Source organism: Streptomyces sp. A5-4, assembly GCF_051131715.1.
Classification (GTDB): Bacteria; Actinomycetota; Actinomycetes; order Streptomycetales; family Streptomycetaceae; genus Streptomyces.
The window spans coordinates 4,931,105-4,952,869 of record NZ_CP178591.1 but is presented as its reverse complement, the minus strand read 5'-3'; the positions used below and the strand labels follow the sequence as shown (position 1 = coordinate 4,952,869).

Genomic DNA, 21,765 nt, shown 5'->3' with positions numbered 1-21,765 from the left:
GAGCAGGTTCGGATTCAGACCTGGAAGACGCGCATCGCCGCCGGGAAGATCAGGAAGACCAGGAAGCCCGCACAGAGCAACAGCTGAGCCACCAGCATCGACTGCGACTTCTCGCCGGCGCTGCCCTCGATCTCCGCCATCTCCCGGTGCCGCATCGTCTCGGCCCTGGACGCCAGTGACTCCCGTACCTTCGCGCCGTCGTCCGCGACCAGCGCGAGTGACGCCGACAGGTCCTTGAGCTCGTCGATGCCCAACTCCTCGCCGAGACCGCCCAGCGCCTGCCACTGGCTCACGCCGGTGATGCGCGCGTCCGCGAGTGTTCCGCGGATACGGCGCAGCGCCCAGCCGTCGCTCACGTCGGCCGCCGCCATCAGCGCCTCGGGCAGGCCTCGGCCGCCCGCGAGGTTCATGGCGACCAGGTCCAGATACGCGCCGATCACGCGCCGCAGGTCACGCCGCTTGTCGGCGGCGTCCCTGCGGACCTCGAGGTCGGGCAGCATGAAGAATCCGATGCCGCAGACCAGCGCCAGCCAGACCGGGATCATCGGGCTGCTGCCGAACCCGATGGCCCAGCCGACCGCGAAGAGCAGCGGGCCGAAGAAGAGACCCGTCACGCCCAGCAGCACCTTGGTCGCCAGGAACTTGTCCCAGCCGCGCTCCAGGACGTTCAGGTCGGCGCGCAGGGACCGCTGTTCCCAGCCCTGCTGCCGGTAGAAGTCGCTGATGCGCTCCCCGAGCCGGGAGCGCGACGAAGCGAACCGCCCGGTGTCCTGCTGGACCGCCGCACGCCCCGCGTGCGCACCCCGCGCGCGCAGCGCGTCGATCTGCGCGACGCGGGAGAGCGCGCCCTGCCGGGACGGTATGAGGGCCCGTACGAGGGCGTAGATACCAAGCCCGAGGATCGCCCCGAGCACCAGTGTCGTCGTCATCGCATGACCACCTCCTCCGCCTCTCCCCGAGGACGTACGAATTGCACGGACGGTTCGTCGCGGACCAGAAAACGTGCCGGGGTGTCGATCCGGGACAGCTTGCGCAGCCACCAGAACCCGAGGGCGAACAGCCCGCAGACACAGGCGAGCACGAGCTGGCCGACGGCCGTGCCGTACGGCGCGACGAACTCACGGTTGAAGACGGCCAGGCCGAGCACGAAGGAGACGCTGACGGCCACCACGATCTGGACGCTGCGCCGGGTGCTCGATCGCTGCGCCATCACGCGCTGGCGCATGTCGACCTCCTCGCGGGCCGACTTGGCGAGCGCGCCGAGCACTTCGCGCAGACCGGGCCCGCGCAGGCGGGAGTTGAGGATCAGGGCGGCGACGATGATGTCGGCCGACGCGTCGTCGAGGTCGTCGGCGAGCTGCTGGAGCGCGTCGGGCAGCGGCGTACGCGCGCGTAGCCGGTCGACCATCGCCTCCAGGTGCGGGCGCAGCGCGGGGGCCGCGGCGCGGGCCGCGGCGGGGATGGCCTGCTCCAGGCCGACCGCGCCCGCGATCGTGTCGCGCAACGATTCGGTCCAGGCGGCCAGCGCCTCGACGCGGCGCATCGCGACGCGCTCCTCGCCCGCGCCGCCGAAGAGGCGGTCCCAGAAGAAGACGAGGATGCCGGCGGCGACGCCCGCCACCGTCCAGCGCGTGACGAGGAGGACGGCCAGGCCGACACCGACGGCCAGTGAGCCGCGGCGGCCGGCGAACGCGGCGAGTTCGCGGAGCCGTTCGCCCGCCTTCTCCTTCTCGTGCGCGGGCTTCACGGGCAGCCCGCGGATCGCGGTGATCAGCAGCGCGAGTCCACCGCCGACGGCGATGCCGCACAGCAGCATGTACAGAACGGGCAGCGAGAAGACGCCGCCCATACCGGTCAGTCGCTCCATCGAGCGTTCACCCCCAGGTCCCGGACGGCCGGTAGCCGTAGGCGCTCAGTTCGTCCACGCAGGAAATGGGCGCGTGGGCCACGACCCGCCCGTCGGGCGTCTCCTTGAAGATCTCGCTGGACAGGACGCGCCCGTCCACGCCGTTGACCTCGCGCACCGAGGTGACGACACGGTTCAGCTTGCCGCCCCGCTCGTAGTCGTTGCGCCGCTCCACGAAGACGACGAAGTTGACCGCGCCGGCCACCAGCATCTGGCTGGCCTCGATGGGCAGCCGCTCGGCGGCCTGCAGCGCGTACGTGGAAATACGGTTGAAGACCTCGCTGGAGCTGTTCGCGTGGATCGTCGACAGCGAGCCGTCGTTGCCCTGCGACATGGCGTTGAGCATGGTGACGATCTCGTCGCCGAGCACCTCACCGACGATGACCCGCGAAGGGTTCATACGCAGGGAACGGCGCACCAGCTCCGCCATGGCGATCGCGCCGTGGCCCTCGGAGTTCGGCAGCCGCTCCTCGAACGCCACGACGTTGGGGTGCAGTTCGGGGAACTGGTCGAGGCCGAGCTCCAGCGCCCGCTCCACGGTGATCAGACGTTCCTGCGGCGGGATCTCGTTCGCCAGGGCCCGCAGCAGCGTCGTCTTGCCGGCGTTGGTGGCCCCCGCGATCATGAAGTTCTTGCGCGCCCGGACCGCGCAGGCCAGGAAGTGTCCCAGCTCCGGGGTGAGCGTCTGGTTGCCCACCATGTCCGACATGAAGACCTTGCCCATGCGGGCACGTCGGATGGACAGCGCCGGGCGGCGCGTGACGTCCATGACCGCGGACAGCCGCGAACCGTCCGGCAGCCGCAGGTCGAGCTGCGGGTTGGCGGAGTCGAAGGGGCGCGAGGACAGACCGGAGTACGCGCCGAGCACCTGGATGAGCTCTACGAGTTCCTCGTCGGTCTCGGCGACCGGATCGCCCGGTGCCTCGCGCCCGTCGGCGTAACCGATGAAGACCTGGTCGCAGCCGTTGATGTCGATGTTCTCGACCTGCGAGTCGTCGAGGAGCGGCTGGAGGCGGCCCACGCCGAAGAGCGCGGCGTGCACGGCCGCCGCGTACTGCTCCTCGGTCTCCGCGTCGAGCGGCGTACGCCCGGCGTTGACCTCGGCGCGCGCGTAGTCCTCCAGGATCTGGGCTATGACGGCGCGGGCGTACTGCCGTTCGTCCTCGCCCGACATCGGGGACACACCCGACACCTGGTCGATACGGCGCTGTTCGGCGATACGGTCGCCGGCTTCCTGACGGAAACGTTTGACCAGCTGGTGATCGACGACGCCGGCACTCAACGGCCGACCGTCCCTGTCGCTCCGGCGGCCGGCGCGGTCCAGGCCGCGCCGAACTGCTGGTTGATGTCCCCGACGACCTTGCGGGCCGAGCGGATCAGCAGCGACTTGTCGAGCCTGCCGCGCTTGCGTCCCGCCAACTGGTCGGCGCCTGCCGGGTCGTGGGCGATCGAGCCGACCACCCGCGCCCCGGTCTGGGACCCGACCAGCATGTCGTTGACCTGGTTGGCGAGCTTCGCGGAGCTGCCGGGGTCGGCGACGAGGACGATGCCGATGAGCGTACGGGCGAGGGTCGCGGGCCCGCGCTGGGCGCCGTGCAGCCGGGCGGCGAGGGCGCCGGCCCTGTCCCGGACACGGGCCAGGTTCTCCGGCTCCGTACGGGCGACGAGCAGCACCAGGCTGGCGTGCGGCAGCAGATCAGTGGTCGGGGAGTCCGCGCCGATGCGACCGCAGTCGGCGATGACATCGGCGGCGCCGTACGGGGAGTCGGCGAGCGCGGCGAAGGAGTGCCCGAGCATCGGCCACTGACCGGCGAGCCCAGCCGCGTGCTCGGAGGACCCGAGCCCGACCAGCACGTCGAGTCCGCCGGACATGGGCTGCGCGTGGTCCCACAACTGCTCGGCCGCGAGACCGCGGCGCGCGGTCGCGGCGATGGACAGCATTCCGGTGTTGGGGTCGAGCGGGCCGCCGTGCGCGGCGGAGCTGCGGTAGACGAGGTCACCGCCGGAGGGGTCGGTCTCGGCGAGCAGCACCCTGCGCGGCCAGACGGCGGCGAGCGCGACGGCTGTGGTGGTGACGCCGGGAGACCCCTTGTCGGCGGCGATTGCGATGAGCGCCATGTATGCCTACCTACGTCCCTGACTCTTCTGATATGCCGGAGCGCACGGGCTCAGTTGCCGGCCGTGGCCGGTACGAGGACGAGCGCGACCTCACCGGCCGCGGCGGCGTCGGCGACCTTGGCGGCGTCGGCCTGGTCGACGATCACCGAGACGGGCAGGGAGCTGGAGCTGACCAGCTCGTCGCCCGAGCTCCTGGTGACGTCCTGGACCTTGGCGCTCTGCACGAGCAGCGAATTGCTGCCCGCACCACCGGTCGAGCCCGCCGAACCGGCGGAACTGCCGCTGGAGGTCTTGGCGCCGACCCGGTAGATGGAGACGGTGGAGCCGTTCTTGAGGGAGCCGCCCGCGGGATACTGGCCGGCCTTGAGTGCGACACCGACGGCGGACTTGCCGGCGGGGAGGCCCTTCTCGTTGGTCAGCATCTTGGCGATCAGCAACGTGCCCGGGACGAGGTCGACCTTGGCCACGTACTTCGGCATCAGCGAGGCCTGATCGGCCTTCACGTACCCCAGCGCCTCGTCCTCGGCGACCAGCACCGTGGCGAAGGCGGTCCGCTCGATGCGCTCGCCCGCGGAGACGTCCTTGGTCACCTTCAGGACCTCCACCCGCTCGCCCGCGCGCAGCACCAACACCGTCGCGCCGAGCGCGCCGATGAGGATGAGCAGCACGGCGAGGGCGGCCAACGCCGGTTTACGTTCGCGAGGAGCCGACGGCAGTCGTTCGCCAACCGGTCCGGCGGGTGCGGAAACCCTGTTGTTCCCCGCCCCGGCACGCTCCTGGATCTTCACGCCACTCCCCGCACATACTGGCCTGAATTGAGGCACTTACCGCAAATTTGGTCTGCACACGCGCACAACGAACACAGCGCGGACGACCGTCAAGTCAACGCACCGTATCAGCAACACATAAGCCCCTCAAAGCACTCCAATGATCTTGAATCGCTCACACCACAACCCGCATATGGGCATGAATCACCTTCTATGTGAGCGGGCCAACAACCCATCGGGCAGGGGCGGGCGGCCTTTCCACACAGAACCCCTACAGATGGACGCTCCTCGACCGACCACACGGGGAGCGGCCACTCTCGGCCACTCCCCCACGGCTCCTCCACGGCGGCGCCTCCACCGCGCCGCCGTTGCCGCATCAGCGGTTGATGGCCTGGATCTCCTTGACCGTCACATCCTGCTCGTACGTCGACAGGCCGCCCGGCAGACCGGGCTGCTGGACCGGGCCGTCGGGATCGGCCGAATCGGTCCAGGTCACCTCCCAAGTGAGCGACGCCTTGAAGGGGTACGAACCGCCCCCGGACGACCTGCGGTAGGTGACATTGCAGCCCGCGCCCTCACTGTCGACCCGGTAGCCGCCCTCGGCCTTCACCAGGTCGTACGTGCAGGACTGCGGATCCGCGTCCGCGGTACCGGCCTCGACCTTCAGCGCCACCGGCGTCGCCACCGCCGTCGCGGCCATCTGGACGCCCTTGTGGTTGATGCTCGCGGTCGTCCAGACGCGGTCCAGAGCGCCGCCCTCGAACTTCACACGCGTCGGCAGATTCACCACCAGCCGGTCCGGCTTCGGGCTCAGCTCAACCGGCGGAACAGGCAACTTCGTTGAATTGAAGGCGAGTTCGGAGAGCATCTGCGGGGTGATGGCATGCGGGTCGGGATCGGGCACGGCCGGCGGGACCCAGATCTCCCAGTTGTCCGTGTCGACGGGGCACGCCTCGTCGTACTCCCCGCCGCGGAAGGCGACTTTCCACCACAGGCCCTTGTCGCCCTTGTGGAACTGCTCCTTCTTCCGCTCCTCGGAGTACTCGGCGGCGTCACCCTGCGCGCCGCCGTAGGCGTCCTTGATGAACTCCTCGTACTCCTCCGGCGTGTACTCGGGCTCGTACCAGCACACCGGCGGCGACCAGTTCCTGTCCGCCGTGGTCACCGGGGTCCCGGAGTCGTTGTTGTTCGCGCTCCTGCTCAGCTTGATGTGCGCGCCGATGGTCCCGTCGCCGGACACCGCGCCCTTGTCGGGCTTGGGCGTGCCCGTACCGCCACCGTCCCTCCCGTCCCCGGCGTGCGCCGGAACGGCGCCGGCCAGGAGAACGGCGCAGCTCATGACCACGGCTGCGCCGGCCACCAGGCCGGGCCCTTTTCGCCCCATCAGTCGCGAACGCACGTCTCAGCCGCCTTCTTCAACTCGAACTGCCGCACTTGCCAGTCCCCCTTCGAGTTCTTCGCCGCTTCAATCTTCGTTTCGACAAAATCGTTCTTGCTCGCAGCACCCTTGTCGACCTTGCCGGTCTTGATTTCTTTGCCGAACGCGTTGCGCTGGTCCTCGCAGTAGCGTGCTGTCGCCACGTTCTCCTTCAGGTCGATGACCTGAAATCCGTAATACGAGTACTTCCCCGTCACGGTGCGCCCGCCGTCCCAGTACTTCTTGACGCCCTTCCCCAAATAGGGAGAGGCCGACCCGGTGTAATAGCGCTGCATGTTCGCGGTATAGCCGTCACCCTTGGCGAACGCTTCGATCTGAGCCTTGGCCGAATAGCCGACATCCCGCAGGAGCGCGTCCCCCTTCGGATCACCGGTCCGCGCCTTGTCGATCTCGACCGTGACGTCCTGCGGAAGGTCGAAGGCGGGGGCGCCCTTCTCCGGCGCTTCCGAAGCGGACGGATCGACCGAAGGAGACTTGCTGCCCGCGACTTCGGCACCGCTGATCTTGTCGCTGCCGGAATCGTCCGAGCCACCGGAGCCGCTGCCGCAGGCAGTGAGAGCAAAGGCCGCGGCTGCGAGGAGACAGGCGGCGCTCGTCCGCCGTCGCGTGATCAACATCAGTACGTGTCCTCAGGGTCGGTCGGCGAAGTGCCGATCGATGATGGCACGGACGTTCCCCACCGATACAGGGAAGGCACAAGCATTCCGGTGTGAGATACGTGAAGGCGAGTGACAGCGCCCGCCGAAAACGATCTTCACGGTCGCGCGGACAGGCCGGAATGGGACGTCGGCCACACGGCCGCACCCTCGTAACACCCACCACTAGGGTTGCGCCCATGTGGCCAGGAGAGCAGCCGACCGGAAACGGGCAAAACCCGCAGGGGCAGTTTCCGCAAGGGCAGTACCCGAATCCGTATCAGCAGCCGGCGCAGGCGCCTTGGGTCGCTCCGACCGTCTCCATGGGAGCGCCCCCGCCGCCCCACCAACCGCCTGGCGGTCGCGGGAACACAACGATGATCGCCATCGTCTCGGCCGCCGCTGTGGTGGTCGCGGCCGGCGTCGCCGGGTTCCTGGTCCTGAGCGGCGGCGAGGACGACAACGCCCAACCGAAGCCCACCGGTTCGGCATCCGCCGGGTCGAGCCCGAGCGGCTCGGCGACCGGCGGCGACAATCCGCGGGCCGGGAACAACACCGGGGCTGTCGTGCCGGGCTGGAAGACCGTGGCCAGGGGCGCGATCGCCTACGACGTACCTCCGCAGTGGGGGCTCAAGGCGAAGGACTGGGTCAGCTACGTCGCGGACGACCGGGACCCCGAAGAGACCCCGCTGGTCGGCTTCGGGGGCGCGGCGACGCTCAAGGAGCAGTGGTGCCGGTCCGACGACGACAGGAACGGCAGCCAGGAGGACACCGCGCTCGCCACCGTGGGAACCCGGACCGAGGGCGACGCGACGAGCGCCGCTGAAGCCGCCGCGAGCAACGCGGAGTTGTGGGTCTACGGCGGCTACGCCCAGCCCGACAAGAACAAGATCAAGACCAGCGCCGTGGAGGATTACACCACCGCCTCCGGCATCAAGGGCAGCCTCGTGACGGCCACGTCCGCCGGGGTGGACAAGACGGGCAAGTGCGCCACCGACGGCAAGGCCGTCGCGTTCGTCTTCAGGAACGCGGACAACGACTTCAAGTCATGGACGTTCATCGGCGCGAAGGGCGTACAGGACGAAGTCCCCGACGCGACGGTGCGAAAAATCCTCAGCACGCTGCGGCTGAGCGGTGGCGCGAAAGCGTCCTGATCCGGGTGGGGGGCGGGGGTGGCACGGCTGCCGGCGCTCAGCCAGTCCGCCGCGCGCCCTCTCCCGCAGGCGCGGCTCGGCTCTTCCCGCTGCCGCGCTTGCGCAGCCTCCGCAGCCGGCCCGTCGGCGCTGCCCGTCACCCATTCCCGCAAGCGAATGCCGACCGACCCGTGCGGACGCATCGCCTCCGCACGAGTTAACCTACCTGCGCTCTGCCGAGAACGGCTTGGAGAAGTCCGCGCCAGCATGCGGCAGGCAATCCTCCGCCGAGTTGCCGGAGAGCCGAATCCGACACCCACGCACACCGCCAACCATCCACTGGAACCAACCACGCACGGGGGCTTGCGACTTATGGCTGACGACACGGATCTCAAGGTCAATGTCGATCTTCTGGTGAACTCCGAGTCACGGCTCAAGGGCCTGAACAAGGAGTTCAAGAACCTCGGCACACGCAAGGACGATATGCACCCGCATTGGGGCAGTGGTGAAGTAGCGGATGCGATGGATGAATTCGTGGACAACTGGGACGACTACCGCGCCAAGATGCTGGACAACATCGACACGGTCGGAAAGTTGATCAAATCCACGATCGACGGCTTCACCGGTCTCGACCGCGATCTCGCCGACGGCCTCCGGAAGGGCAGGAAGAAGTGACGGCGACTTCCCGCACCCGCCCCCGCGACTGGCACCCCCTCGCGGAGTCCGACCCGGTCCCCGGCGATCCGGAGGAGATCCGCGCCGAGGTGCGGCACATGAAGTCGGTCGCGTCGTCCCTGCGCGAGCAGGCGAAGATGCTCCGCGGCATCGGTGACGACAACGAGCTGAAGGGCAAGTACGCGAAGAGTCTGCGCGACGAGTCCGGGACGCTGGAGAAGCACCTCCGCGAGGTGGCAGGACGCTACGAAGGCGTACACGGCCATCTGACCAACTGGGCGAACGACCTCGAGGACTGCCAGACCGAGGCCGACAAAGTTCTGGCCAACGCCAAGAAGAAGCAAGAAGAGGAAGAGGCCAAGAAGCCCCCGAAGACGCTAGGTAAGCCCGCTGCACAGACCAGCGGCGATGAGCACGATCCGCTCACCGACTACGTCGTCCAGCTCAACCGCATCAAGTCCCGGCGCGATTCGCGGGCGAAGCACCACGCGGGGAAGATCCGCGACCAGCTCGACGACGTGATCGAGGACAGCACCTGGGACAACATCAAGGGCTGGGTCCATGACAACGCCGATTGGATCAAGGTCGTCATCGATGTGCTGGGGTGGATCGCCACCGCCGTGGGCATCATCGCCATGTTCATTCCGGGATTGAACATCGCGGTGTTCCTCCTGGTCGCCGGCCTGATCGTGGTGGGCACCAGAGCCATGCTCGTGGCGTCGGGCGACGCCAGCTGGATGGACGTCGCCATGGACTCCGTCGGCCTGCTCACCATGGGCGCGGGCCGACTCGGCGTCGCCATGCTCAAGGGCGCGAACGCGTCGACCAAGGCCGCGGCGGCCCTGTCCCGCGTCGCCAAGCTCAAGGGCGGAATCAGTAGCCACTCCCGCGTCATGAATGAGCTGGGCCGCACCCTCGCCTCGGCTTCGGACGACGCGACCAAGCTCTACGCCAGGGAACTGCGGCTCTTCATTCGCAAGAAGATCCTCGACGACGCGGGCCGGGTGTCGGTGGACGCTCCCCGGATCAGCAACCTCGCCAAGATCGCGAACCTGGGTGACGACGAGGCCGCCTCCCTCCTCGCCAATATTTCCAAGAACGCCGAAGCATTCCCCGACGCCATTTCCACGGCCGCGCGCATCACCTCCGGAGCCGGTTACGGAACCTCCGTCGCCGCCGCATACATCGGCACCGGCGCCGACGTGATCGACAAGACCTTCGGGCAGAGCGACGCTTTCGCGGGCGCGCACGAGAAGTTCGGAATTCCGGACAAGCCGTTCAATCAGACGTACAACGACTGGAAGGCAAACACGTGGAAGCCGCCGGTTGACACACACTGGTAACCAGTAGTTCTCCGAGTGGAGGCTCTGAAGGCCCTTCCGCTGGAAATCAAGCAGAGATCGAGCGTCCCATGCCCCCCACGATCCCACCCACAACCAATCCGCTGATGGCACGCCTCGGTGGCGGAATTGTGGCGAAGGCGCGGCTCTGCGTCATCGTCCCGGCCGTATCCATCATCGTCTACATCCTGCTCACACTCCTGCTCCCCAGGAGTCTGGTGCCTGCGTGGGTGTGGCTGGAGCGTGGTGTGGTCTCCGCGGGGATCCTCGGCGTGCTCTGGATCTTCATCAAGCACCCGTGGCACAGCCCTCGCCCCGCAGGACTCACGCATGCGCTCGCCGTCTCTTTCACGCTGGTTCTGCCGGCAGTGGTGACGAGCTTCTGGCCCGGCATGATCGGCGCGTTCATCACGCCGCTGCTGGTGGCCGGATCAGCTGTTCTGGAAAGGTTCCGAGGTGTCTGAAACGACCGAGACCGCCACAGCCGCGGAAACCACCCCCGCCCCTCGCCCGGCGCCCATCGGCTACGTACTCGTACAGCCGCCGGGCTGGGACCTGATCCCCTTGCGGGCCGGTACCGACCAGGCGCTCAAGCGGATCGTCGACCAGGCCGTTGAGCAGTTGTCAGAGGACATTCCGAAGGACGACGTCATCAAGGCCCGCCTTGAGCTGCGCAAACAGCTCACCAAGGCGGTGAAGCCCGCGCGCAAGGCCGGCGGCCTGACGCTCTACCTTCCCGTGGAGCGGATCCACGGTTCGCTCGTCGCCGCGTCCTTCGTCGTCTCCGAAGTACTGTCCGGCCCCAGCGGCAGCGGGCCGAGCGGCGATGTCGTCGCCCAACTCCTCTCGGGAGCAGCCGACAGCGAGCCGATCACGGTGGACGGCTCAGAGGGCACGCGCACGGACCGGGTGCTCCCTCCCGCGCCGGAGCGGGAGGTGGAATTCCCGTCCCGCCGCATCGATTACGTGCTTCCTGTTCCGCGGAGTACGAGCTCGCAGTGGGTCACGGTCTGCTTCAGCACCATCGCCGACGGGGACCCTGCCGGCGAGTTCGCCGAAGTCCTGGTGGAATTGTTCGACGCCGTAATGACCACGTTTCGCTGGAGCTACGCATGATCTTCCTGGAGACCGATTCGGATCCCGCGCAATGGCTGATGATGCCTCTCGTCTGGGACCGCCCCGAGGACCTGCAGGTGTGGGCCCACCAACACGCGGAGCTGCTCTGGAAGCTCCAGGAAAAGCGCCCCAAGCGTCGCGACAAGAAGGCCCTGGCGGTCCGACTGGCCATGCTGGCCGAGGGCATCCCCGGCCGGGTCCCCGCCCACCAGGTCTTCCTGTACGCGCCGGACCCCCGTCGGACCCCGCAGGCCTTCTACGTGCTGAAGGTCCCCGTGGAGGGCGAGCGCACTGCCCGCCTCCGCGAGGCGGTCCAGGCCGACGAGGACAGCCCCGTACGGCCGATGGAGGTGGACGCCTTCGCCACCGAGCGCCTGGGGGAAGGGCTGCGCTCGCTGCGCTACTGGGGCTCCCGGGAGGGCTCACTGATGATGTCGCTCAACTTCGCCTGGCGTTCCGAGGAGTTCGGCACCGACCTGATCCTGCGGACGGTTTCCGACGACCCCGGCTGGCTCGCCTCGCACCTCGACGAGGTCGACGACTTCGCGCGGAGTGTGTGGCTCAGCGAGGTGGCGGGCGGGTAGCCCGGACATGACCGACGACATGCGCACACTGCTGGCGGCAGCGGGCTCGGCCACGAACCCCCATGCGCACTTGGGCCCCGTGGTTGCCGCCGAGGTGGCTTGGGGCAACCAGGTGGTCAAGGACTGTTACGTCGTGGACTGGCACTTCGGTGACTGGTCACTCGGCCTGGCCCGTCCCTTCCATGTGGATCTCCTGCGCGAGACCTTCCGGTTCGCGCCGGAGACCAGGCTGGTGAACGTCGCGCCGCGCCCCGGCGGACAGCCCGGCCGCATGTCACTGGCCGGCTCGTCCTTCGCCGCGGTCTCCGCGCCCATACCCCCCGGACTGGTCCGGGGGGTATGGGCGGTCCGGCTGTGAGTTCGCGGTCGGTCGACGTGACGCTCAACCCTGCTGGGCCCGGCGCGAAGTTCGGGACCGGCGGCCCCGGCTCTCACTCATGTCCCGCAGCGCCCTCCGCGAAGTACGCCACATAGTCGGCCACCACCTCGGGCGGATTCGCCGCCTCCGTGGCCTCCACTTCCCACCCGGGGCAGTCCATGTCGAAGACCACGATCGGCACCGGCCGCCCAAGGATCTCCTTGAGCCGGCCACTGGTGTGCAGGTGGCGTGCCAAGTCGGTGCAGGCGTCGGCGAAATGCAGGCCGAGAGAGTCGTCCTTGGTGTCCCGCTCGTCCTGTACGCCGTCCCGTGCGCCGTCCCGTACGCCGTCGGGAAGCTCCCCCTCGTCCCCCTCGTGCCGCTCGTCCCCCGCGTACCAGAGTCCGCGCGCTGTCACCTCTTCCACGTACAGGGCGCTGCCGACCGGGTCCTCGGGTACGTGGCCGAGCGTTTCGAAGCCGTCCAGTAGCCAGAAGGCGTAGTTCCAGCGGGCCTCTCCCGGAGCCGGGTTGCTCTGGCGCCCCAACTCCCGGCGGAACTGGCTCTCGGTGTTGTAGCCGATGGCCACATAGGGGCGGCGCGCGTCGTGGTCGATGCGCCAGATCCGGAACGAGACCGCGTAGATCTCGGGCTTGAGCTCTTCGGGGAATCTCGCCAGGATCCGCTCCGACTCCTCTCGCATGTGGTTCCGGAACGACGGGGCGGCCACGTCAGAACCCCCACGGGTCGGGGTGAGGGGTGAGGGCCGGGTCGTCCGACCACACCAGGCGCGTGTTGAGGTCGTCACCCAGGAGCTGGGTAAGATGGTCCACCGCCCAGCCGTTCCAATAGGCGGCGCGGCGGCTCCCGGGCACCCGGAAGGCCGGCAGCTCGACGGGCACGGCATCCGGGCGGAAGATCGCCTTCTTCAGCGGATCCCCCGATCGCTTCGGCTTCGACGATCTCCGCTCATCGAGGCAGTCGACCCCGCTCTCCACGAGGAAAAGCACGTACTCCCCGGTGTCCGAGCCGTCGATGAGCACCGGGAGGAAGGTCCCCGCGAGCGAGAGGTCCTCCTTCAGGGCCTCGGCGACGCGGCGGCTGAGAATGGGCGAACCCGTGTTGCCGGCGGGGAATTCGGACGCGCGCCATCGCGGGTCACCGGCCCATCGCGTACCGATGGCTGCGGGAAGGTCCGCCGGAGAGCCGCTGCGCTCCCATCGGGCGAGTTCAATGTGATGGCTCATCTCAAGCGTCAGGGTTCGGCATTCTCCGGTGCCCGGCATCAGTCGGTGGACCGTGAGAGGCGATCGGGAATTGTCAGTCATCGCTACTGAACTTGAACTCGTGATGTCGGCCTGATCGGCATCAGTTTTCCATGATCAGGCCGGTGCCGGCGAGGCATCCGTCGACCAGGTGCGGTCGGTACTGGATCTGCTTGAGGCTTCGCTTCACGGCTCGGGCCAGTTGGTCGAGGTTCGCGGCGGCGAGGTTGCCGATGGTCCGTTTGACCAGCGACCAGACGCCCTCCTGGGGGAACGCCCTCATCTGCGGCATGAGGTGAGCGCGCAGGTTGTCCCAGACCAGGACGATCGGCCCGCCGAGCTGGATGTGTGCCCGGACTATCAGGTCGCGGAAGTCCTCCCAGGCGAAGCCCTTCTTCTCGTTCTTGCGGCCGCGGTAGACGTGGAAGCTGTAGAACATCCGGGACCGCTTGCCCTGCCTGTAGCAGGTCATACCGGCCATGGAGACTCGGCCGGAGCCCCGGCCACGGACGCGGACCTCGGGGGTCTGGCCCACCCGGCCCCATGTCCTGGCGCGCGGCGGTCTCATCGATTGCCCGGCCTCGTCCTCGAAGACGATCCAGGCCCCGCGAGCCGCCGCGGCGCTTTTACCCGCGGCCAGACCTCCTTCTTCCACAACTCGACGGCCGCGTCGTCACGCTCGATCGCCCGGCGGGCCGGCTGCTGCCAGGACCAGCCGTGGCGTTTGAGCAGCCGCCATGTCCCCTCCACGGTGTAGGTGACGTGGAACAGGCGGCCGATCAGCGTTTTCACCCGAGCCAGTGTCCATCGCTGGTCATCCCAGCCATGCGCCAGCGGCCCGCGCTCCAACTCGCCCTCCAGCCTGGCGATTTGCCTGTCACTCAGCCTCGGCCGTCCCGGCGAGCCCTTCGACAGGACCCCGGACCCACCGCCCTCACGCCACAGCCGGCGCCAGCGTTCCACCGACCGCTCGGACACCCGTAGCGCGCCCGCGATCTCCCGGTTCTTCTCCCCGCCCTCGAAGCGTTCCACGGCCAACAGCCGGATCCGCTCCCGCACGGCCCTCTCAGCGTCGGTCAACCCGCCGCCCTGCGCGTACCTCACAACCCAGGACTACCGAAGCCGCCGGGTCGCTGTCAGGCGAATGGCCCCGACATCACCCAATCAAGTTCAGTACGCCGTCCATATCGCGCCGGGCCCGGGAGCGGCGGGAAGGGTCCTACTCGGTGAAGCGGAAGGTCGATGTGATCGCGTCGAAGATGTCGAAGAACGAGTCCGCCAGATCGAGCACCTGGCTACTGCCCGCCACCAGGGCGACCTTGCCCTCCTCGCCCGGCACCGGAATGAACGTCTGCATCAGCACGACACGGATCTTCCGGGTGTCCCCGGGAACCTCGATGTCCTCAATGCCGTACGCCCGCGCCGCCGGCCCGACTCCGGGAATGTCCACCGTCGTCACCTTGCGGTACGTATCGCCCTCGCGTTTCGCCTCCCGCACCGCGAGCTGCGCGACGATCGCTTCCGGAGCGGTCGGCAGCAGTTCGCCGGTCTGCGTCCGCGCCCCGACCAGCGACACGGTCACCGAGCCGGTGACCGGCGTATCGCCACCGAAGCTCTCCGCCATGCACCCGCAGTACATCGCCCCGGACTGCCAGGCCTCCTGCGCCGACTTCTTCAGGAAGGCGGTGAATTCGTCCCGGTACTGGGCCAGCTCCGGCCGCGCCCGTACGCGGTCGTTGACCATCTGCCGGATGCTGCTGTCCCGGGACTCGGGGCGTACGTCGAACTCCCACCAGGAATCCGGCACCTTGATCTGAAATCCCCCGCGCTCGATGGTGAGCGCGTCCGTGTAGCGAGCCATGATCCCCGTCTCCTCCTCGGTTGCCGCAAGCCTACGAGGGCGCGGCCACTCACCTTCGGGCCGCTCCCACTTCGGCAGCGGCCCGCCGACGAACGTACCGGCGGCGCCACCCACGGGGACCACCGCGACCAACGACGCGCAGAAGCCCACACCGCGCCCCGACCGCTTCGAAGTGTCCGGGGCCACACTCACCCTGCCCGATTTCACCCTGATCGCCCTATGGGCCGGGCAGGTTCTCCCTGGCGAACCACACGCCCCACGGATACCGTCGTTTCTCTTGCCTGAGCCATTGCCCCGACCAGGAGTCGCCCGTGAATCGCCGCACTTTGCCCGCCGCCGTCGTGTTCGCCGCCGCCACAGCCCTCTTGCTGACGGCCTGTGGCGGCGGGGACGAGGAGCCCAAGGACAAGGGCAAGATCGCAGGCGCCGAGACCGGCGACGCGCAGAAGAAGGAGTCGCCCAGCGCGAGCGCGAAGAGCGACGCCGGGCGGCCTGAGGTCAAGCTCCCGGACGACATCAAGGCCGTCTTCCAGAACTGGAAGACGGGGGACCCCAAGAGCGACGCAGTGCTGGCGGACGCTGCTCACCGCATCGACGCGACGAATTACGCGATCGCGCAGGGGGACGCGGACGAACCGACGCTCGGTTTCTACTACAAGGGTGACGCTCTCATCGGAGCCGCCCAGTGGGTCAAGGAGTTCAAAGACGCGGGAAAGTCCATGACGGGCACTACGCGCTTCTTCGACCCCGACGTGAAGGTTCAATCCGAGGATCTCGCCACCCTCACGTATTGCTCGTTCGAAGGTGAGGCATACGTGAAGGACAGGAAAACCGGGAAAGCGAAGAAGACACCCGTGACCGACAAGTCCTACAGCCTCTTTTCCACACGCCTGGAGAAGACCGCAAAGGGCGTCTGGCAAACCTCCGCACTGGACTCACAGAGGGGCAATGACGCATGCACGCCGTAGTGAGCGGTCGTCGCTGGCTTTTCGCAGCTGGTGCAGTGGTCGCGTGCACGCTGACATCGCATCCCGCACAGGCTGACGTTGACCTTGGCAACGGCGGCCAGGGCGAGGTGGATACCAGCAACAAGCGCGACGGACAAAATCTCGAATCTCGTATCACCTACACCGGCTCCACGAGGGGCTCCGACGGCAAGTCATCCGGGAGAGTGACCCCTGTCGGTGACTGGAAGCCGCCCGCCTGCTGGTACGAACCGTACTCGGCCAAGACGTTCGCGGAGCACACCGAAGGGGGCTACGACCTTGTAGCCAACGATCCCAAGCAACCCAGCTATGCGAAGAGTGCAGTGGCGCAATTCCGGGACATTTACAAGGACGGCGAGTACAAGGACTACAACTTGGACAAGGCCAGTGAGGGGAATTGGTGGGTTGGCACTCGAGACCCGGACCGATGGCTGGAAAGCGAAGCGCAGACCTGCAACAAGTTGCCATTCTGGGTTGTCAACGGCGAACAGCCCAACGTCCCCAACGCCATCACCCCAGAGATCCTCGCCCACCTCGCTTACAGTCAACTGCGGCTGCCCGACACCAAGGTCGATCTCGCGCCCGAGGGCGTCACCAAGGTGAACCTGCCCACCTGGGCCTGGCTCGACGAGAGCAAGTTCAAGCCGGTCGAGGTCACCGCGCGACTGAACGTCAACGGCCTCAACCTCCAGGCCACGACCACTGCCAAGCCCATCTCCCTCAAGCTCGAGCCCGGCACGAAGGACGCCGCGCTGCATCCCGCTTCCGGTGAGTGCACGTTCAGCGCGAGCGGATCGATCGGTGAGTCCTTCGCCAAGGGGCGGGCGCAGGAGACACCGCCCTGCGGTATCACCTATCTGCGGTCCTCCGGCAACGGGACGTACAAGCTCCAGGCGACCGTCACGTGGAGCATCAGCTGGACAGGAACCGGAAGCCCCAACGCGACGGGCCTCCCCAACGGCACCTTCGGCAACGACCAGGCCGTCACGGTTCAGGAGATCCAGACCATCAATCGCTGAGCCAGGGGTGCTGGCATGTCCGGCACGTCTAGATTTCCACAGTCAGTGCGTTCGCGACAGCGTCCGCCATCCTTTCCAGCACCTCGCTCATTCCTGGAACGGTCCAGGAAAGCAACATCACTATCGCGCTGTCGGTGCCCTCCGGGAGCACGCCGTAGACAAGAGTCTCCAACAGGATTCCCGGGTTCTGCTCCGCGTCCGCGGCGGCGGCGAAGTTCTGGCGAATGCGGACGGCAGCACCCATGGGCAGTTCGACGCGCGTGATGTGAGGAGGCCCGAAGTCAGCCGCGCTGAACGTGGCAGCCAGCCAGTCGAGGCTGATCCGCGGTACCGACGCGTCCGGATGGATCGAATCGACTTCCAGGGTCGCGAGGGCCGCGTCGAAGCCATCGGGATAGAGCGCGCCCGCGAAGAGGGGAGCACGCCCCCGACTGTCCGCGGCCCGCTCGCGGAGGTCGTGCCGTGCGGCTACGGCGTCCAGGTCATAGCCCGCCTCCCCGCTCCGTACACGCAACTCGTCGGCCGTGGTCCCGGCCCACCCCAGCACGTCGTCGGCCGATCCGAGAGGGAGTGCGACCCAGTCCGCGGGACAGACGATGCCGATATTCAGGATGTCGCGCACGTCATCCTGCCTTCCAGGTGAGGGACCCTGCGATCGCGTCGAAGAGTTCGCACATGGCGTCGGCGATCTGGATCAACGGGGTGGAGAAGGTCAGCAGCAATTGGGCATCCGTGCCAGGGATGCACAGCCGATGTTCCAACGTCACCGATGGCAGCGCGTAATCGTCCTCCCCGGGGAGTGACTCGATCTCCTCCCGGATGCGTACAGCTTTGCCCGCCGCCAGGTCGACCACGGAAATGTGGCGCTTCCCCTTGGCCTTGGCGGAAAGGTCCGCGGCAAGCTCCGCCGCTTGTGGTAGCTGTCCACCACTCGGCGGCGAGGGAAGCAGGGTGACCAACAACGACGCAGGAATGGTCAGCGAGCCGGCCTGCTGCATGCTGAGGTAGAGCTCAATGCCACCACCGCGGTACGCATCGGCTGCTCGGCGCATCAGCTCCTGCCGGAGGTCCCGACGGAAATGGGCAGCATTGTCGATGCCTTTGAGCTGTCGATCGAGCAGTGCGCCGACGGATCGTTCTCGTTTCTCCGGTTCGAGGCTGAGACGGAACCATCCCTCGGGCAAAAGCAGCTGATAGTCGTCGGGCGCGGAGGGCATGTTGTCGACTGACGAGGTCACGCGGTCTCCGGTGCGGCAGGGCGGTCGAGGAAGAAGCGACTGGCGATCTGATACCGGACGGCGGGCCCGGCAGCAGCCACAATGGTCAGTGCCGAAACCAGCCCGGCTACAAAAGTCAGGGTATTTCCAGCGCCTTGGAACAGCCCGGCCAGCAGCGGTGCGCTCAGTACCGGCACGATGATGGACTCGCCGCGTCCGACCACCGAGGAGTACCAGTCCGCTTCGGAGCGAGCCTCTCCGGGTGGCAACGACGACATGCGGTGGGCATCCATGGCCAGCAGGTGGCCGACGAACCACGGCCCCCGGTCGGGGAAGTTGGACATCTTCCGCTCAACGACGCCACAGGAAAGCTCGGCCACCAGGCTCTCCCAATTCCGCGGACCATGTGGGCCTGCGAACCACCATTTCCACGGCAGCAGTGCTCGTGCGTCGCCGTTGGACCCTTGGAACTCGACGCCGAGAGGGACGCCGCTCTTCGGGTGCAGAACACGAACGGCGCGCGAGACGGAGTGACTTCCGGAACGGGCCAGCCACCGCTCGTTCCCCAGCCCATCGGTCAGCACGATGTCGCCGGGCAGAATCCTCACTGAAGCTGTGCCGCAGAACCGCCTGGTCGCGCCGGAACCCGGCTCGGGACTCGGACGGACGACAAGCTCAGGAGACTGGAGGCCGCCCTCCCTGAGGGCCTTACTGGCGCGGCCCTTTGAGAGCACCCTGACAGCGAGGCCGGTCACCGGCACCAGAAACAGTGCCACCGCCGCAAGAGGAGCGGCCCAGGACGCCCGGTCCCCGAACACCACTGTGGTGAACATGACGGAAACGAACCACACGAGCATGCCCAGCCCACGAACCCAACCGGCCCAGCGCGGCATTTCACGCTGGGATGCGACACCGGGAACGGAGCGGCGCTTCCCGCCCGCGTCTCCAGCCTGCGGATCCTTGCTCACCGTGAGGGGAACGCCAAGGCGCTCGACCATGTCGGCAATGCCGGTACGCCTGAGAACCTCCACAGGCGTCAACGCACTCGGCGCTGCCAGGTCGGCTTCCGGCAACCACACCGAAAGCGGGATATTCACTACATCTCGGCCTTCGTTGTCTTCGAAGACAACGCTTCCCCAGCGACGTTCCGAACGCAACGCCGGAGTCTTTTCGCTCGCCGAGGGCGGGTAGTGGACGACGCGACGGATTCCAGCAGCGCCAATGTCATGACGGTCCTCACGCCCCCGCCTGTCTCGCACCACCAGAGACCTGCCATCGGTGTGAATACGCGCCACCCGCACGACGTCAAGACGCGGACGACGCATGGCTGTTGGACGGACAGCTGGCTCTCTCAACATTGCGGAGCCCGCGTGGCTGTGGCTCGTATCATGATCTCTGACATTCTCAGCCATCACTTGTTGTCCATGATTCCTTGATCCCCGTCGCCGCCCAAAGGCCGTCTTCCATACCGGCGTGGCTCCAGATCTCGCCCTTGTCGGCCAAGTCCGTCGACGAGGCTACAGCGGTCGACCCCTGCCAGATTCGTGTCTGCGTCTCAAACACATCCAGCTGAGCCTTCACCGCATCGTCCAGGCGCAGCGCCGGACTGATTTCATCAAGGTTCCTGCCCAGGTCGTCGAGTCCGCTGTCGCCAACCCTGAAGCGCGTACCCGACCAGTTACTCGCATGCCTGAGGTCGCCTACGTCCTTGAACGCCTTGAGGTCCTTGAAGCTCTCCACGACTTCCTTTCCCATGGCCTTCGGACTGAAGGCTTCCCCCATGCGCCCGGCGCCGGGGAACCAGCCCTTGGGTGCGTTGCGCACCGCCTCTGCCCCGGCCTTGCCCCGCTGCGCACCACCGCTGAGCCGGTTGGCGACCTTCCACGCCTTGTTCGTCTTCATCCCACTCGAAACGGCGTTCTTGAAGGCAGCAGTCCGGGCCAGGCTCTTCGCACCTTGCATCGCCCCCTTCGCGCCCGCCATCGCTCCTCGGCCGATCCCGAGGGTGGCAATTCCCACCACGTCCAGTGCGACATCGAACCAACTGCCCTCACCAGCCATGGCAAGGGCCAGATGTCCCACCAGGGAGACCGTGGTCATGATCAGTGCGACTGTGCCGAGGATCCCTGCGAGAGCTTGCCCGATGATCGGAATCCACCCGACGAACAGGGCAAGAGTTCCGCACACGGTGGCAATCCGACCGCTCCACTTCAGGACCTCATTGATCCAGCCGGAGTTGTCGTGCACCCAGTCCTTGAACTTGTCCCAGGTGCCGTCCTTCAGGCCGTCGTGGTCGATCGCATAGTGGATCGCCTCGCTTGCTTTCTTGGCGGCCTGGTCGCGGATCTCCTTGGCGGCCTGAAGCGCCTTCTTCGCCCGCCCCAGTGCCGCCGAGGCCTCGTCCTCGCGACCCTCCAGCTTCTTGCGGTCAGGGTCGTCCTTCGCTGCGCCCTTCGGCAGCTTGGCGATGGCGTCGCCGTTGGCCTTCCGCTCCGCATCCGCGTCCTGGGCATCGCGGAGAGCCTTGTCGGCCATGTCCTGCGCGCGCTGCAACTCAGAGGCGTACTCGTCGGAGGGGCCCGCATCACGTACCGCAGTACCCAGCGCATCGGCAGCAGTGTCATAGCGCTTGAAGGCCTTCCGGAGCTTCCCCTCGGCCTCTTCCGCCTCTTTCCGGAATTCGTCCGCCGCCTTGCTCTTCCAGGCATCCACGGACGAGAGCGCCTTGATCTCATCGGCCTGCTTGCGGATCGACTCGGCAGTTTTCCGCATGCTTCTGCCGAGCTTGGCCACGTCCTGGGAATCCCCCGGAACAGGATCCGACGGCTCACCGAGCAGGTCCCATTCATCAGCCCGCGGACGGCTCACTTCGCACCCTTTCGCGAGCTCGCGTCCTTCTTGTCCTGGCTGCGCAAGGCCTCGGCAAGCTGATGATCGATGTCGTCGTACGCCTCGGCGGCCGTCGACAGAATATTTGCGAGCTTCTTCAGCTCATCCGTCAGGCGCTCACGGTGAATCTTCCAATTGCTCTCGAAATCGCCGAACGCATCGACCAGGTCCTGCGCGCCGAGCGTCTCCTTGCCGAGCCCCGACGCCGGGTTGGAATTCTCGCTGAACTCGCTGTGGATCTTGGACAGCGACTTCGAGCATGCTCGGATGCGCTTCGTGTCCGCTACTTGATCTGCCACTGCTGCCTAACACCCTTCGAACGCCCTCGGGCACGTCGCACGTGACGCCGGCGCCCAACGCCCCCTCCCGCGAACCGCTTCCGAGGTGACGTTGGGCCCTGAACCGGCGGCCAGCAAAGTACCTGATTCCGCCGCACCGGGTTCACACCAAGGCAGGGG

The 21,765-nt window shown here is 67.3% G+C and carries 25 protein-coding genes; 9 read left to right on the top strand and 16 right to left on the bottom strand.

Annotation, left to right across the window (positions count from 1 at the left end):
- Positions 1 to 14 precede the first annotated feature (14 nt).
- The 7 genes from ACLLJJ_RS23080 to ACLLJJ_RS23050 form a co-directional block, all read right to left on the bottom strand.
- Positions 15 to 929 carry a type II secretion system F family protein gene (locus ACLLJJ_RS23080; protein WP_434594737.1) on the bottom strand — a complete coding sequence of 305 codons (915 nt, stop codon included), beginning with the start codon at positions 927 to 929 and terminating at the stop codon, positions 15 to 17.
- On the bottom strand, positions 926 to 1,867 hold the full coding sequence (locus tag ACLLJJ_RS23075) for a type II secretion system F family protein (protein ID WP_434594734.1): 942 nt from the start codon (positions 1,865 to 1,867) through the stop codon (positions 926 to 928). Before ACLLJJ_RS23075 ends, ACLLJJ_RS23080 begins: the two co-directional genes overlap by 4 nt.
- Positions 1,868 to 1,874: 7 nt before the next feature.
- On the bottom strand, positions 1,875 to 3,188 hold the full coding sequence (locus ACLLJJ_RS23070) for a CpaF family protein (protein ID WP_434594731.1): 1,314 nt from the start codon (positions 3,186 to 3,188) through the stop codon (positions 1,875 to 1,877).
- The gene (locus tag ACLLJJ_RS23065) at positions 3,185 to 4,024 is read right to left on the bottom strand and encodes a hypothetical protein (protein WP_434594728.1); all 840 of its coding nucleotides are present in this window, start codon (positions 4,022 to 4,024) and stop codon (positions 3,185 to 3,187) included. Before ACLLJJ_RS23065 ends, ACLLJJ_RS23070 begins: the two co-directional genes overlap by 4 nt.
- A gap of 50 nt (positions 4,025 to 4,074) precedes the next feature.
- Positions 4,075 to 4,812 carry a hypothetical protein gene (locus tag ACLLJJ_RS23060; protein ID WP_434594725.1) on the bottom strand — a complete coding sequence of 246 codons (738 nt, stop codon included), beginning with the start codon at positions 4,810 to 4,812 and terminating at the stop codon, positions 4,075 to 4,077.
- Positions 4,813 to 5,167: 355 nt separating this feature from the next.
- Entirely contained in the window at positions 5,168 to 6,151 is a 984-nt protein-coding gene (locus ACLLJJ_RS23055; RefSeq protein ID WP_434594723.1) for a hypothetical protein, read from the bottom strand.
- Between the two features lie 23 nt (positions 6,152 to 6,174).
- Positions 6,175 to 6,846, bottom strand: a complete 672-nt coding sequence (locus ACLLJJ_RS23050; protein ID WP_434594720.1) for a hypothetical protein — start codon at positions 6,844 to 6,846, stop codon at positions 6,175 to 6,177.
- Between the two features lie 395 nt (positions 6,847 to 7,241).
- On the opposite strand from ACLLJJ_RS23050, the gene ACLLJJ_RS23045 reads away from it, so the two are divergent.
- The 7 genes from ACLLJJ_RS23045 to ACLLJJ_RS23015 all read left to right on the top strand — a co-directional run bounded on the left by ACLLJJ_RS23045 (position 7,242) and on the right by ACLLJJ_RS23015 (position 12,070).
- Positions 7,242 to 8,018, top strand: a complete 777-nt coding sequence (locus ACLLJJ_RS23045; protein ID WP_434594717.1) for a hypothetical protein — start codon at positions 7,242 to 7,244, stop codon at positions 8,016 to 8,018.
- Between the two features lie 351 nt (positions 8,019 to 8,369).
- Positions 8,370 to 8,672 carry a hypothetical protein gene (locus tag ACLLJJ_RS23040; RefSeq protein WP_434594714.1) on the top strand — a complete coding sequence of 101 codons (303 nt, stop codon included), beginning with the start codon at positions 8,370 to 8,372 and terminating at the stop codon, positions 8,670 to 8,672.
- Positions 8,669 to 10,015: a putative T7SS-secreted protein gene (locus tag ACLLJJ_RS23035; protein WP_434594711.1), complete on the top strand. Its 1,347-nt coding sequence runs from the start codon at positions 8,669 to 8,671 to the stop codon at positions 10,013 to 10,015. Before ACLLJJ_RS23040 ends, ACLLJJ_RS23035 begins: the two co-directional genes overlap by 4 nt.
- A gap of 104 nt (positions 10,016 to 10,119) precedes the next feature.
- The gene (locus tag ACLLJJ_RS23030) at positions 10,120 to 10,476 is read left to right on the top strand and encodes a hypothetical protein (protein WP_434594708.1); all 357 of its coding nucleotides are present in this window, start codon (positions 10,120 to 10,122) and stop codon (positions 10,474 to 10,476) included.
- Positions 10,469 to 11,128, top strand: coding sequence for a hypothetical protein (locus tag ACLLJJ_RS23025; protein WP_434594705.1), 660 nt, complete (start codon positions 10,469 to 10,471; stop codon positions 11,126 to 11,128). The genes ACLLJJ_RS23030 and ACLLJJ_RS23025 overlap by 8 nt, the downstream gene beginning before the upstream one ends.
- Entirely contained in the window at positions 11,125 to 11,712 is a 588-nt protein-coding gene (locus ACLLJJ_RS23020) for a hypothetical protein (protein ID WP_434594704.1), read from the top strand. The genes ACLLJJ_RS23025 and ACLLJJ_RS23020 overlap by 4 nt, the downstream gene beginning before the upstream one ends.
- A gap of 7 nt (positions 11,713 to 11,719) precedes the next feature.
- Positions 11,720 to 12,070, top strand: a complete 351-nt coding sequence (locus ACLLJJ_RS23015) for a hypothetical protein (RefSeq protein ID WP_434594701.1) — start codon at positions 11,720 to 11,722, stop codon at positions 12,068 to 12,070.
- 73 nt (positions 12,071 to 12,143) lie between these two features.
- On the opposite strand, the gene ACLLJJ_RS23010 is transcribed toward ACLLJJ_RS23015, so the two are convergent.
- The 4 genes from ACLLJJ_RS23010 to ACLLJJ_RS22995 form a co-directional block, all read right to left on the bottom strand.
- Positions 12,144 to 12,773, bottom strand: a complete 630-nt coding sequence (locus tag ACLLJJ_RS23010; protein WP_434594699.1) for a hypothetical protein — start codon at positions 12,771 to 12,773, stop codon at positions 12,144 to 12,146.
- A gap of 28 nt (positions 12,774 to 12,801) precedes the next feature.
- Positions 12,802 to 13,317, bottom strand: coding sequence for a hypothetical protein (locus tag ACLLJJ_RS23005; RefSeq protein WP_434594696.1), 516 nt, complete (start codon positions 13,315 to 13,317; stop codon positions 12,802 to 12,804).
- Between the two features lie 121 nt (positions 13,318 to 13,438).
- A protein-coding gene (locus ACLLJJ_RS23000; RefSeq protein WP_434594694.1) for an IS630 family transposase occupies positions 13,439 to 14,439 on the bottom strand; the annotation gives its coding sequence in 2 pieces (ribosomal slippage) (positions 13,439 to 13,992 and positions 13,992 to 14,439; 1,002 coding nt in all).
- Between the two features lie 115 nt (positions 14,440 to 14,554).
- Positions 14,555 to 15,196 carry a hypothetical protein gene (locus ACLLJJ_RS22995; protein WP_434594691.1) on the bottom strand — a complete coding sequence of 214 codons (642 nt, stop codon included), beginning with the start codon at positions 15,194 to 15,196 and terminating at the stop codon, positions 14,555 to 14,557.
- 311 nt (positions 15,197 to 15,507) lie between these two features.
- On the opposite strand from ACLLJJ_RS22995, the gene ACLLJJ_RS22990 reads away from it, so the two are divergent.
- Together ACLLJJ_RS22990 and ACLLJJ_RS22985 are read left to right on the top strand one after the other, a co-directional pair.
- On the top strand, positions 15,508 to 16,164 hold the full coding sequence (locus tag ACLLJJ_RS22990) for a hypothetical protein (RefSeq protein ID WP_434594689.1): 657 nt from the start codon (positions 15,508 to 15,510) through the stop codon (positions 16,162 to 16,164).
- Positions 16,152 to 17,201 (top strand): hypothetical protein, encoded by a 1,050-nt coding sequence (locus ACLLJJ_RS22985; protein ID WP_434594687.1) that lies wholly within the window; start codon positions 16,152 to 16,154, stop codon positions 17,199 to 17,201. The genes ACLLJJ_RS22990 and ACLLJJ_RS22985 overlap by 13 nt, the downstream gene beginning before the upstream one ends.
- Positions 17,202 to 17,229: 28 nt before the next feature.
- Here the strand turns inward: ACLLJJ_RS22985 and ACLLJJ_RS22980 are convergent, their stop codons facing one another.
- The 5 genes from ACLLJJ_RS22980 to ACLLJJ_RS22960 all read right to left on the bottom strand — a co-directional run bounded on the left by ACLLJJ_RS22980 (position 17,230) and on the right by ACLLJJ_RS22960 (position 21,606).
- On the bottom strand, positions 17,230 to 17,823 hold the full coding sequence (locus tag ACLLJJ_RS22980) for a hypothetical protein (protein ID WP_434594684.1): 594 nt from the start codon (positions 17,821 to 17,823) through the stop codon (positions 17,230 to 17,232).
- 1 nt (position 17,824) lies between these two features.
- Entirely contained in the window at positions 17,825 to 18,439 is a 615-nt protein-coding gene (locus tag ACLLJJ_RS22975; protein WP_434594681.1) for a hypothetical protein, read from the bottom strand.
- Positions 18,436 to 19,575, bottom strand: a complete 1,140-nt coding sequence (locus ACLLJJ_RS22970; protein WP_434594679.1) for a hypothetical protein — start codon at positions 19,573 to 19,575, stop codon at positions 18,436 to 18,438. Before ACLLJJ_RS22970 ends, ACLLJJ_RS22975 begins: the two co-directional genes overlap by 4 nt.
- Positions 19,576 to 19,822: 247 nt before the next feature.
- On the bottom strand, positions 19,823 to 21,286 hold the full coding sequence (locus ACLLJJ_RS22965) for a putative T7SS-secreted protein (RefSeq protein ID WP_434594676.1): 1,464 nt from the start codon (positions 21,284 to 21,286) through the stop codon (positions 19,823 to 19,825).
- Positions 21,283 to 21,606 carry a type VII secretion target gene (locus ACLLJJ_RS22960; RefSeq protein WP_434594673.1) on the bottom strand — a complete coding sequence of 108 codons (324 nt, stop codon included), beginning with the start codon at positions 21,604 to 21,606 and terminating at the stop codon, positions 21,283 to 21,285. Before ACLLJJ_RS22960 ends, ACLLJJ_RS22965 begins: the two co-directional genes overlap by 4 nt.
- Positions 21,607 to 21,765 lie beyond the last annotated feature (159 nt).